This window comes from Candidatus Sysuiplasma acidicola (genome assembly GCA_019721035.1).
GTDB classification, from domain to species: Archaea; Thermoplasmatota; Thermoplasmata; order Sysuiplasmatales; family Sysuiplasmataceae; genus Sysuiplasma; species Sysuiplasma acidicola.
Genome location: JAHEAA010000003.1, coordinates 77257 through 90088 on the forward strand (window position 1 = coordinate 77257; position 12832 = coordinate 90088).

Below are 12832 nucleotides of genomic sequence, written 5' to 3' on the forward strand. Positions count from 1 at the left end.
CCTATACCAAAGCGTATATGGAATACAGGGAATTTGGAAGGACAGGCGTACGTGTCTCCTGCGTCGGCATGGGCACATATTATGATTTTCGATGGATTGCAGCATCGGCACTCGGCATCGGCTTCGGTGTGCATGAAAAGGTCACGGCAATAAGAAAGGGTATTGAAGAGGGCATAAATCTCATCGACACGGCAGAATTCTACAGGAGTGAGCCCCTTGTTTCCAGAGCGATTAAGGATTACGACAGAGAAAAACTCTTCATAGCGACGAAAGTTTTTCCCAATCACCTCAGAGAGGATAAACTGATCAGGGCATGCGATAGGAGCCTCCGTCGTCTTGGCATCAGTTACATCGATCTGTATCAGATACACTTCCCGAGTTTCCGCGTTCCTGTAAGCGAATCAATGCGCGCAATGGAACGGCTAGTCGACGATGGGAAGATAAGGTACATAGGCGTAAGCAACTTCTCTCTTCAGAAGATGATTGAGGCAGAGCAGTCACTGAAGAGGCATTCTCTCATATCCACGCAGATGCACTATAATCTGAAACACCGCGATGTTGAAAATGATATACTGCCGCACTGCAGAGAAAACGGTATCGCGCTCATGGCATACTACCCTCTGGGACACGGCAAACTGGCAGAACTCCGGAGCAGCGATGCCGCGACAGTTAAGGCGATCGCTTCAAAGTGCGGGCTTAAGACAGACGCGCAGCTGGCGCTGAATTATCTGCTGTCATCCGACAAATGCGTTTTCCCGATCCCGCGCGCTTCGAATCCGGAGCACGTGGCGGAGAACTCCACGCTCGGCGGAAGGCTATTTGACAGGGAAGACATGAACGCTCTCGCAGCCATATTTTCCAATGACGGCGGATGAGCGACTGCATCTCGTCTGCAATCAACGCGCAACATCGTTGTTTTCTGGCCCTATATTAATATGCGCGATCGTCGAATAGAGTTTCATGCGCGGTGTACTTCGTCTCCTTTCACAATTAGAGGACGCAGAGCTTTCGGCTGCAGTAAAAACGGTGTCTGCGGAAGCGGATGCCCCCGATATGGGTGAAGTCCGGAAACTTTCACCGGCACACGGCATGAGCAAACTCGATATGCGCCGGCTCGCCGAACTGGCAGTCGGCATCTGCGAACTGCCGATTATCGAAAGGGACATCGAAAACGTGAAACGTGAACTCGAAGAGGTGAGGAGCAGGCTGATTGACGCACGATCAGGACTCAGTGAGGAGAAACTGCTCTTCGCGACGTATTCGAAGGACAATTTGTTCCTGAAGCGTGCTCTCAGGGAAGAATGATACGAGAGGGATGGAGGAGCGGCATGATATGATTCCCAGAAGACGCGGAGTAGAGCAAACGGCTGTGACATACATTGCTCTGTTCATCAGCCGCAGGAGACACGTTGCCTTTCCGCCGGACAGTGAAACAGTGGCAGGCGAACTGTCCGGGATTCGCGTACGGCGTAGAGACCTGCTTCAAAAGAGAAAGGCACTCGAGAGTGAACTGCGCGAACTGAAGAGAGATATGATGGATGTCGAAGCCGAACGGTCGGGTATTCATTTCAGGTCTTACACGATGTTCAACGAAAACACCACGCTTGCTATCAGACTCTCCGCACTCAGATCCCCGCATCCCGGAACGGCCGTTATAGATATTGATGGCGTCGAGTATGACAGAATTCTTGACAGATATGTGTTCAGGACGGACCGATCCGGCGGAACAGCAGTTTCGCTATCAAAATAGATTTTAAGGTAGACCACGTGCTGCCATCGTTGAAACATGAAAGCAATTGTCGTTAAACCCGGCACGCCCGGCGTCATGCTGAACGAAAAAAAGGAACCTTCGCAGACAGACGGTCAGGTTCTGCTCACTCCGAGGCTGGTAGGCATATGCGGTACTGACAGGGAGATAATTTCCGCTTATTACGGCGAGGCGCCTGCTGGCGAACAGTTCCTTGCAATCGGACACGAATCACTCTGCACCGTAGCAGATCCGGGCAGCAGCACACTGCGCAGGGGCAGCCTGGTCGTTCCCACTGTGAGACGCGGATGCGGCCAGTGCTGGAGCTGTCTTCACGGCCAGTCTGACATGTGCTTCACCGGGAAATACAGGGAAAGGGGAATCAAGCAGCTGGACGGTTACAATTCCGAAGTTGTCGCCGAAGTGCCTGAGTACATCGCCGAAGTGCCCGCGGACTTAGGCGATGCAGCAGTGCTTACAGAACCTATGACGATTGGCGAAAAGGCAATCATTCAGGCTGTCGGACTGCAGCAGAGGGTGAGATGGGAGTGCGACGGCGATTATTCATGCAGAAAGGCGCTCGTGCTCGGGACGGGCCCCGTCGGCATGCTCGCGGCTCTCGCGGCAAAAATCAGGGGATTTCAGGTGTGGGCAGCCGACCGGCATGATGACAGCACATTGCACGCAGGCATACTGAAGAGCGCTGGCGTAACGCACATAGACAGCCGTACACAGGGCATTGTTGAGTTCGCAAAGACGATCGGCAATTTCGATTTTATTATTGAAGCAACAGGAGATGCAGTGGTCGGCCTCGATACCGTTCCGGCTCTTTCGCCGAACGGCATTATGGCACTGACTGGCATCCCGGGCGGTGCACAAACATACCAGATGCCTGCAGTGCAGATCATGCGCTCGCTTGTTCTCAATAACGCTCTTGTCGTAGGTATCGTCAATGCAAACCTGAGCTATTTCAAGGCAGCGCTTTATGATATGGTTGAAATAAACAGAAGATATCCGGGTATACTCGAGAAGATGGTAACACACCGGTTCGGGCCCGAGGATTTCTCATCCGCATACTCTCTGAGAGGGCATGAGTCGGTGAAGGTTGTAATCGACTGGACGAAACAGTGATTTGAATGCCAAGGGATCTGCCGATAGGCAACGGAAAATTGCTCGTAGCCTTTGACGGCGATTATACAATCAGGGATATTTACTACCCGCATGTCGGCAGCGAAAATCATTCCGTAGGACACATGTTCAGGGTCGGTGTGTGGGTCAACGGGGCATTCAGCTGGACAAATTCACCCGGCTGGGAAAAGACTCTGCGCTATGTCCAGGATACGCTTGTCTGCGATGTGACGCTCAGGAACGATGCGCTTGGCGTTGAGCTGCATTTTCGCGATGCGGTAGACTTCGTCATCGACGCACTGGTCAGAAAAATCGAAGTGAAGAGAGTGGCCGGAAACGATGCGGAAGTCAGACTGTTTTTCCATCATGATTTTCATCTGTACGGCAATGACATTGGCGACACGGCATTTTTCGACCCGCAGCTGAATGTCGTCATACATTACAAGGGAAGGCGATATTTTCTCACAGACGCTGGCGCGGACGACGGAGCAGGCATAAGCATGTTTGCCTGCGGCCAGAAGGAGATGGAAGGCAGGGAGGGAACTTGGCGCGATGCAGAGGACGGTATGCTTTCCGGCAACACGATATCGCAGGGCTCAGTGGATTCAGTCATCGGCATTACCTTCCGCGTGCCGGCAAACGGCAGCAGGAGCGGTTACTACTACATGCTTGCCGGCGAGGATTATGACAGTGTGGACAGGCTTCAGAATCTTGTCAGGTCGAGGGGTGTTGACAGGTTCATAGAGAGGACGGCCAATTACTGGCGCCTCTGGTGCACGAAGGAGAAGAAAGACTTCATGGATCTGCCGCCGGAAATAGAGCAACTGTACAGGAGGAGTCTGCTGGCGATCGCCACAAACATAGACAGCCAGGGCGGCGTCATCGCGGCCAACGACACCGATCTGCTCAGATTCAACAGGGACACTTACAGCTATGTCTGGCCGAGAGACGGGGCTCTGGTTTCTCTTGCCATGGACAATGCAGGTTATTCATCCACTTCTTCAATGTTTTACCAGTTCTGCGCCGGTGTGATAAGTCACAGGGGTTATTTTCTGCAGAAGTACAACCCTGACGGCTCGTTCGCCAGCAGCTGGCATCCGTGGGCGCTGGGGGGTAAGCCATCGTTGCCGATACAGGAGGACGAGACTTCGCTCGTTCTGCATGCACTCTGGAATCATTTCGAACGTTACAGGGATGTCGAGTTCTTCAAACCTCTCTACAGGCGGCTCATCAAGAATGCAGCTGATTTCATTGCCTCCTATGTCGACAGCAGCACCGGCCTCTCCGTCGACAGCTACGATTTGTGGGAGGAGAGACGCGGCGTGTTCACATTCACATGCTCAGCAAATTATGCCGGCCTGGTAGCCGCCTCCAGATTCTGCAGCAGCTTCGGTGAAGAGGATGTGGCGGCACGGTACTCCTCGGTAGCGGCATCGCTGAAGAAGGCGATGATTGCAAATCTCTACAGCCATGAGGACGGCAGATTTCTCAGGGGACTGATATGCGATGAGGGCTCCACACCCAAAAGGGACAACGCAGTGGATGCGAGCCTCTCAGGCATCTTCCTCTTCGGCGTGCTTGAGCCGGACGATCCGATGGTCGCCGGAACTATGAAAGCGATTAAGGACAAACTCTGGGTAAGGGGCGGCATTGGCGGCGTTGCCAGATACGACGGTGACATGTATCAGCGCAGCGCGGACAGCACGGACGTGCAGGGAAATCCGTGGTTCATTTGCACGCTGTGGCTCGCGGACTGGTACACCGCAGTGGCAAAGGACAGGAAGTCGCTGGCGAAGGCGCTGGAGCTGCTGAAGTGGACGACACAGCACGCGCTTCCGAGCGGCATACTCGCGGAGCAGATTCATCCTGGCACCGGATATCCTCTTTCCGTTTCGCCGCTCACGTGGAGCCATGCGGCATTCATTGACGCGGTCGACAGATATCTTGAAAAGGCAGGGCGGTTAGGTGATGTAAATTGAGCAGAATCGTTTCAAAGATCATCGATGTGTCAGTGGCAGTCAGGGACGGGATGCCGATTTACGACGGCAATCCGACCCTGTCACTGGAATGGGCCATGAGCATCGAGCGCGGCGATCAGGTCAATCTGACACGCCTCAGCGAGGGCGTCCACACCGGAACACATGTTGACGCACCCTTCCACTTCATACCCGGCGGAAAGAAGATAGACGAGCTGGAAATGGGCAGCTTTTTCTGCAACGTGCAGGTCGTCCGGACACGGAGGAAAAGCGTGACACCCGAGGTGCTTGCCGGGAAGAGAATCCCGAAGGGCGACGGTGTTCTCTTCAGGACATCCAATTCGGGACTGTACGGCAGGCCGTTCACCAGGGATTTCGTGTTCATTGAGGGTGAGACGGCCGATGAGCTCGTGCGCATGCACGTGCCCATCGTCGGACTGGATTACCTGTCCGTCGAGAAGTTCGGCTCCCATGACGCTCCAGCGCACAACAAACTTCTCGGTGCCGACATACCGATCATCGAGGGACTCTGTCTCACCGGCGTGAAAGAGGGCCGATATACGCTTGCCGTGTTCCCGATCAGGCTGCAGGGAAGAGAGGCCGCACCAGCGAGGGCGGTGCTCTTTTCTCCCCCGCTGGCATCGTCGATTACACTGAACGGACGGTGACCATCCGGTTGCCTGGTGCGTTTGATCATTTGCAGTTCAGTTCTTGGAAAGCTACGAAGTCGTCGACATCTGCCGGCAGGCAAACTTGAAAGCCATGTTTTCCATGTGCGTATCCGGTGCTTAACATGCAGGGGCAAGGACCTACCAAGATCATCTGTGTCGGAAGGAATTATGCCGAACATGCCTCCGAACTGGGCAATGCCGTTCCAGAAAAACTGCTCTATTTTCTCAAGCCGCCGAGCTCGCTGCTCGGTAATGGCGGTAATGTCGTCCTGCCCGCCGGCGTCGGGCGGGTGGACTGCGAGGGAGAGCTCGGTGTGGTCATCGGCAAAAGAACAAAGAACATCGGCGAGCAGGACGCGATGCAATCCGTGAAGGGTTATGTGGTGTGCGACGACGTCACCGCGAGGGACATACAGACAGCCGCCAAACGGAAAGGCGAACCGTGGACGGTGTCGAAAGGGTATGACACATTTTTTCCCGCGACAGACATGGTTCCTGCGGCAAGCGCTATCGATATTCGCTCGCTCGGCATAGAGACGAAAGTGAACGGCGAGATCAGGCAGAGGGGCAACACCTCTGACATGATATTTTCCATTTCATCCATCATCAGCACTGTCTCAACGGTAATGACGCTGGAGGATGGCGACATCATTGCAACCGGCACACCCGCAGGCGTTTCGCCGATAAAAGCAGGCGACACGGTGGAAGTGAAGATTGAGGGCATCGGCACGCTGAAACACGGCGTAGTTTCATCCGTCTGACTCTTTTCGCGGCTCAGTCCCAGAAACGTTTCGTCCTAGCAAAAATTATCTCCTGCTCGAGTATGTCCTTCAGCACTTGCTCTTCCTGATCGCCCTGCTTCGAAAGTATTCTTGCGGCACTGTCCGGCCCTATGCCCCTTCCCGCAAGCACCAGCATTGCTCTCTGACCGTATTCCATGACGAGGTTGGCGTTCTTCCTGAGCTTCCGCACTTCCCTGATCTCTTCATCGCTGAATTTTTTCTGGGATTTCAGTTTGCGCGGCAGCCGTCCGCGGTCATAGCTGCTCAGCGCCGCCACCATCGGGCTGGAACATTTCCAGCATTTTACCCGTCTTCCTTCCCTCGACGGTTTGCTTTTCCATTTCGCCTCGCAGTGTAGACAGAGCATCGAAAACTCCTCTTCCATCAGCCTCTTCTTCAGCGCCTCCAGTATGCCTCTGTCGGCCCTGGCCGGCCGGTAAAGTTCCCTCGTCGCATCGAGTCCCTTTCTTCCGTATGCGGAGAGTGGTGCGTAGACAATCTGTATCCTTCCTGATGCGATGTCATTGAGCACACCGGATGCCCTGCCGACATCCATACTCTCCCAGATGCTCTTGTCTATTGTTTCCTCCATCACAGGCGTGTGCTCGAAGGAGGCCATGAGTTTCGTCATGTTCAGCTCGCGGTAGTCGGCATCTTTTCTCACGATACCGAATTTCTTCGCCACAAAGAGAAACTGCCATTTGGAATAGGAAACATTTGACACGATCTTTCTCATGAACGAGTCCAGTGCTTCGGGCGGTATGGAGCGGATTGCCTCCTCTATCCACTCCTTCCTTGCGCTGCGGGGAAGCTCCAGCATGATCCTGTACGGATCGATATCAATGCCTACGCTCTCGCCGGATCTCGCGGAAATCACCGCTGCAATCATCCTGGACAGCGTTTCGTTCACCCTCGTGCCGAAACACGCGTTGACGACCGCTCTCCTTCCTTCTGTCTCTATCACGATGCGATCGTCCGTTGCCGTAATGCACGGCTCCGTCACGCCGGAGAGGTATTCAGCAACTTTCATACTCGCCTCCGCATCGAGCGGATAGTCCATGACATTCCTCTTCTTGCGCAGCTGTCCGACTTCCTGCGCAACTTCGAATGGAACCGGTATCTCCTCGCCCACCCATGAGGGAAGGGCTCCGAAAACGGACACGGGCTCCACAAGGAGTTCCGTCTCCCTTAGTTCCACGACCCTCCAGCTTCTGCCATGTGTGATGAAAGACGCGCCCTGTTCCGCGAATGAAACGACGAAACCCTCGTCGAGCGTCCCGATCACCTTCCTCGTGCTTATGTCCCTGACGCTGAAGGTCTTCTCGTCCCTGATCATGGATATATTGTCGTAGAAGTAACGCAGCCCTCTCATTGACCTCCTGACCGTTCCTTCCTCGACCTTTATCAGCTTGTATTGTTCGGCAAAGGAGAAGACCTCGTTGAATTCCCACTCTGCGAGATGCCTGAACGGATAGCTCCTGCGGATTGTCGACAGCATGGATTCGCGTGTGTAGGTGCCCTCGGCGGACATAGCAATGATCTGATTCGAAAGCACCGTCAGCGGCTTCTCCCTGACTGTCTGCTCTTCCAGCACTTCTGCCATTGCCCTTCTGGCGATGACCGAACCCTCGATCATCTCATCCTCGTCAAACGCAACAATGCATCCCCTGCTGACTTCAGTTGCTCTGTGTCCTGATCTCCCTATCCTCTGCAGCAGGCGCGTGACCTGTCTCGGCGAGTTGAACTGAATGGTGAAGTCGGCAGTTCCAATATCTATGCCGAGCTCCAGCGAGGATGTGCATATCAGGCATTTCAGTCTGCCTGATTTGAACTCCTCTTCCATCTGCACTCTCAGCTCTTTTGACAGTGAACCGTGATGGACGCCGATCTGGAAATCGGGAGACCATATTCTGTATCTGGAGGATATAGCCTCCGCAAGATCCCTGGTGTTGACAAAAAAGAGTGTGCTGCCGTGACTCTCGATCAGTCTTTTCGTCTCCTGTATGGCGGAAGCCATTCCTTCGTCGACCTGGAGATTTGCAGAGAGTTCATCGGTCCGATCGTCGCGCTTCGGGCATCTGACATCAATCTCCCTGAGTTTTTCCACGGGAATCGCGGCTATCTGCACTTCCCTGTCAGATACAAGAAGCTTGGAAACCTCGGAGGGCGAACCCACGGTTGCCGACAGCCCGATTCTCTGGAATTCGCCAGCCATGTTAGCCAGTCTCTCAAGAGCGACGGACAGCTGTGCGCCTCTCTCGCCGCTGACGAGTTCGTGAAGTTCGTCCACAACAACAAACCTGACAGCTGCGAGCGCGTTTCTGAGTTTCTTGCCCGTGAGCAATATCTGCACCGTTTCAGGCGTAGTAATCAGTATGTCCGGAGGATTTGCGGACTGTCTGTTCCTCTCGCTTTGCGAAGTGTCCCCATGCCTCACCGCAGCTGTCAGCCCGACCGATGCCGCAAGTTCTTTCAGCCTTACAAGCATATCCCTGTTCAGCGCCCTGAGCGGTGTTATGTAAAGACATCTGATGCCGCCGGATCCCTTTTCCTCGATCATTTTCTGAAGAACCGGAAGCATGGCTGCTTCAGTCTTGCCTATTCCCGTAGGCGCGCAGACCAGTATGTTTTTGCCGCCGTACACGGGCAGGAAGACATTCTCCTGCACAGGGTGCAGTTCGATTATGTTCCTGCTCCTGAGCACTTCCCGCAGTCTGGCATCCAGTAAGTCCATGGGGCTCTTTGCTGCCCCCGTCATCAATAGGTGTTCATCCATCAAGACTCTTGAGTTAAGACCTGCTCCCCTGATTAAAGGGTTTCTCTATGCGTCAATTCCTTCAGTTTACTGTCTGCTCTCAGGATTAATATCTGTTGCCGCGTAAGTCGCCCGTCACTTGGTGCAAACTCTGTCATCGGACCGTGCTGTTTGGATAGAATGATATTCTGTCCTATGTTGCTTTGGAAAATCTGTCCAGGAGGATATCAGTTCAATCGGCACAGTGTTAATGAGAGCGCCTGACTTGCAGCAGCATGTGCTATAAGTGTGCTAGAAACGACTGTGACTTCGCAACGCGATAGTCACTTTCTGATGGCATCAATAATTTCCTTAGCATCCGGATATCTGCCCTGCTTCTCTTTCGAAAAGACAACACTGTCGTCCACCAGCACTTCGAAAATGCCCTTGTCGCCGGGCTGCAGATTCAGGCTGAGGTTCTTGTTGTATGCCATGCCGTACGCCTGCAGCACATCCTTCGCAAGATCCAGTGCCCTTGGCATGAAGCCGCATGGCTGGCAATATTTTATCGTTATGGTTTTCATGTTTGTTCCAGAATTGCAAATTCATATATCTGCTTGATCCAAAATGTTGGCATGATGGCGTCCAGCACAACGCTGAATCCCGGCCAGATTTCCCTCGGTGCCTGCGGCAATGTGCAGTCAGTTTTCCTCCATCCAGGGTTGTGTCCTTCAGCATGCATCTTCGCCACAGGCAAACATGCGTCGCAAGGTTAATTATGTAGGTTAATATCGGAACTTTGACGTGATATGAAACAGCACAGTTCCAGAGAGCTAGGGTTTATGCCGGAGTTTGATGTGACTAAGTCTGTTGTAATCAGACATCCAGAGAAAAATGCACCGGGATACTGGGTCGGCGCTCCCTCTGCATTGGTTCTGGGTAACAGTATCTACCTGACATATAGAATCAGAAGACCGAGAGGGGAAGGCAGAGGCGTGATAAACAGGATTGCTGTCAGCGATGACGGTATCAGTTTCAGGGATGAATTCGAAATAGAAAAGAGCGCACTTGGAAATTCGCCATCCATCGAACGGAGCTGCCTGGTCCCGATCGCGAGTGGTTTCAGATTGTATTTCAGCTATGTGAATCCGGCGACCAATGTCTGGCAGATAGATATGATGGAAGCGCCATCAGTCAAGTCCTTCGACATAGCCTCAAGAAAGAACGTGCTGACTGCGGATGCTGCGGGCGCAAGCGGGGTGAAAGACCCTTACATCGTCACAATGGGTAACTTCTATCTGATGTACGTCAGCTACGCTCCTCTACCACAGACCGCAGTGTCTGGTCTGCATGCTACCGCCGACGCCTTCGCCACCGGACTGACGACATCCAACAGCGGTCTTGCGATCAGCGCCGACGGCGTGAATTTCAGATGGGCGGGAGAGGTAATAGGTCTCGGAAAGGGATGGGATTCTAGCACTACCCGCATAAGCTCTGTTGCCAGGACTCCCTGGGGTTTCGTCTCGTTCTATGACGGCTCCGCGAGCATTGAAGAGAATTACGAAGAGAGGTGCGGTATGGCCATAACAGCCGATCTGAAGCATTTTCTGCGGCTCTCCACCGAGGCTCCGTCACTGCTTGGCGAAGGCGGCAGATCAGTGCGATACGTCGATCCGGTTATGTTCCGTGGCAAGCTGATTTATTATTTTGAAACGACGCGTGCCGACGGGTCACACGAGCTCAGGGCGCAGCCCTGCGACGTGGAGAGCTGAATTCGATGCGAACAACAGGCGTTTCCATTTTCACCGGAATGGAATACAGCGTCGAGGACAATCTGCGTTATCTGGAAAAGGCATCAAGCAAGGGGTTCAAGAGAATATTCACGAGCATGCAAAGACCGGGTTCGGACCCGGCCCGCGTCAGTGTGGAAATGCCAATCGTCACGAAGAGGGTGAAGGAACTAGGCATGGAAATCGTCACAGACATTTCTCCACGCGCTCTCACAATATTCAACGCAACGCTCGATGATCTTTCGCCATTTCGAAAAGCAGGTGTCACCGCGCTTCGTCTGGACGACGGGTTTACCAACCGACAGGCGGCCGAGATAACACATAACGAAGCCGGTCTCAGGATCGAGCTGAATGGATGCCACTATTTTGATTCCGACCTCGATGAAATGCTTGCGAATGGCGCGGACGTGCGCAACCTTCAGGCCAGTTTCAACTATTATCCGCGTTTCGAGTCAGGTATATCAATGGACTTCCTGAAGCAGCAGGCGTCCGCATACTCCGGTCATGGTATACCCCTTTTTGCGTTCGTTCACTCGTCCACACTGCATACGCGCGTTACTGTGGAATCACACAGGTATATGTCTCCGGAGAGGGCCGCAGAGGAACTTTTTGCCGTGCACGGCATCGACACTGTGCTCATCGGCGATCCAATGGCGCCTGACAGGGATCTCGACGCGATAGCCGAAACCGGTTCAAGGGATTATGTCCGGATAAGAACCATACCGTCCAGTGACGCCACTGAAGCAGAAAAACATCTGCTGTTTGCAAACGAACTGACCGCAAAGCCTGGCACCATGCTTTCGCTGCGGCACACGTACAGATTTAAGCCGGAAGAGATTCACCGGATGGTTCCTCCGCGCAACTGCACTGCCCGCGGAGAATATTCCGTGACAATTGACAATGAGCGATACAGGGACGGCAACAACAATCTGAAAAATTCATGCGAGCTCAATCTATGGTTGGAGAAGATGCCCGCCGATGAGCGCATCAACGTTGTAGGCACAGTCTTCGAAGAGGACAGGGAGCTTGTCAGAATGGTCAGACCATTCAGGAAGTTTAAACTCGTTCCGTTTGTCTGAATCCTTCCGACAGACGATCAGAGCAGGGCATTTCTCAGATTGCCTTTAGCTTCCGAGAGCCTGGCTTCGGCCTGCTCGACGCTCACGCCCTTCATAATCATAACAGCGGCAGTTTTTATGCTCCACCCGGCTCTTTCCAGAGCGTCTGCGGAACTGCGATAGTCTGCACCGGTTATGGTTGAAAGGATGTGCACCGATCGCTCTTTCATCTTCTCATTATGCGGTTTGAGTTCAATCATCATATTGTCGTACACCCTTCCGAGTTTAACGAAAACAGCGGACGAAATCATGTTCAGGACGAGTTTTTCCGACATTCCTGCCTTCATCCTCGATGAGCCGGCTATGACTTCCGGTCCCACCAGCAGCGTTATGACGTAATCGGCATGCTCCGCTATTGCAGCATTGCTAACGTTCACCAGCGCGGCGGATGTCGCCCCTCTCTCCTTTGCCCGCTTCATTGCGCCAATGACAAAAGGGGCTTTTCCGGACGCTGCGATGCCTATTATGAAATCGTCCTTGTGGACTTTCAGGGCATTCATGCTTTTTGCGCCGCATGCTGCACAATCCTCCGCACCCTCCTTCGCCTTTGTCATGGATCGGACGCCTCCTGCAAGAATAGACACGACAGTGCCGGTGGGTAAGCCGAAGGTCGGCACACATTCCGCGGCGTCAAGGAATCCTATTCTTCCAGCCGTCCCTGCACCCACGTATATGAGTCTTCCTCCTCTTCCAATGCATCCTGCAATAGCGTCGGTTACCTTCGCTATGACAGGCAGAGCACCTGCCACAATGCCCGGAACTTTGCTGTCCTCCTCATTTATCGTTTTCAGAAGAGATAGTGTGTCAAGCATGTCCAGTCTGCGAAATTTTTCGGATATTTCTTCCGTTTCAAGATGCATATATTTGCTTTCTGATTCAGGCATAG

At 53.4% G+C, this 12832-nt stretch carries 12 protein-coding genes; 9 read left to right on the forward strand and 3 right to left on the reverse strand.

Annotated features, from left to right (window positions below; translation table 11 throughout):
* Positions 1–17: 17 nt before the first annotated feature.
* The 7 genes from KIS30_02155 to KIS30_02185 all read left to right on the forward strand — a co-directional run bounded on the left by KIS30_02155 (position 18) and on the right by KIS30_02185 (position 6283).
* Entirely contained in the window at positions 18–875 is an 858-nt protein-coding gene (locus KIS30_02155) for an aldo/keto reductase (protein ID MBX8645549.1), read from the forward strand.
* Between the two features lie 85 nt (positions 876–960).
* Complete coding sequence (locus KIS30_02160) at positions 961–1305, forward strand: hypothetical protein (GenBank protein ID MBX8645550.1); 345 nt, start codon at positions 961–963, stop codon at positions 1303–1305.
* 28 nt (positions 1306–1333) lie between these two features.
* A complete protein-coding gene (locus tag KIS30_02165; protein ID MBX8645551.1) occupies positions 1334–1750 on the forward strand; it encodes a hypothetical protein in 417 nt (138 codons plus the stop codon).
* Between the two features lie 36 nt (positions 1751–1786).
* Positions 1787–2878, forward strand: coding sequence for a glucose 1-dehydrogenase (locus KIS30_02170; protein MBX8645552.1), 1092 nt, complete (start codon positions 1787–1789; stop codon positions 2876–2878).
* A 5-nt stretch (positions 2879–2883) separates the two neighbouring features.
* A complete protein-coding gene (locus tag KIS30_02175) occupies positions 2884–4854 on the forward strand; it encodes a glycoside hydrolase family 15 protein (GenBank protein MBX8645553.1) in 1971 nt (656 codons plus the stop codon).
* Positions 4851–5519 carry a cyclase family protein gene (locus KIS30_02180; protein ID MBX8645554.1) on the forward strand — a complete coding sequence of 223 codons (669 nt, stop codon included), beginning with the start codon at positions 4851–4853 and terminating at the stop codon, positions 5517–5519. Before KIS30_02175 ends, KIS30_02180 begins: the two co-directional genes overlap by 4 nt.
* Positions 5520–5644: 125 nt before the next feature.
* Positions 5645–6283: a fumarylacetoacetate hydrolase family protein gene (locus tag KIS30_02185; GenBank protein MBX8645555.1), complete on the forward strand. Its 639-nt coding sequence runs from the start codon at positions 5645–5647 to the stop codon at positions 6281–6283.
* A 13-nt stretch (positions 6284–6296) separates the two neighbouring features.
* Here the strand turns inward: KIS30_02185 and KIS30_02190 are convergent, their stop codons facing one another.
* Both KIS30_02190 and KIS30_02195 read right to left on the reverse strand, forming a co-directional pair.
* Entirely contained in the window at positions 6297–9038 is a 2742-nt protein-coding gene (locus tag KIS30_02190) for a DEAD/DEAH box helicase (protein ID MBX8645556.1), read from the reverse strand.
* Positions 9039–9382: 344 nt separating this feature from the next.
* Positions 9383–9613, reverse strand: coding sequence for a SelT/SelW/SelH family protein (locus KIS30_02195; protein MBX8645557.1), 231 nt, complete (start codon positions 9611–9613; stop codon positions 9383–9385).
* A gap of 282 nt (positions 9614–9895) precedes the next feature.
* Here KIS30_02195 and KIS30_02200 point away from each other — a divergent pair, with 282 nt between their 5' ends.
* Positions 9896–10810, forward strand: a complete 915-nt coding sequence (locus tag KIS30_02200) for a hypothetical protein (protein MBX8645558.1) — start codon at positions 9896–9898, stop codon at positions 10808–10810.
* 5 nt (positions 10811–10815) lie between these two features.
* Positions 10816–11907, forward strand: coding sequence for a DUF871 family protein (locus KIS30_02205; GenBank protein MBX8645559.1), 1092 nt, complete (start codon positions 10816–10818; stop codon positions 11905–11907).
* 17 nt (positions 11908–11924) lie between these two features.
* Here the strand turns inward: KIS30_02205 and murQ are convergent, their stop codons facing one another.
* Positions 11925–12830 (reverse strand): N-acetylmuramic acid 6-phosphate etherase, encoded by a 906-nt coding sequence (murQ, locus tag KIS30_02210; GenBank protein MBX8645560.1) that lies wholly within the window; start codon positions 12828–12830, stop codon positions 11925–11927.
* Between the last annotated feature and the right edge of the window lie 2 nt (positions 12831–12832).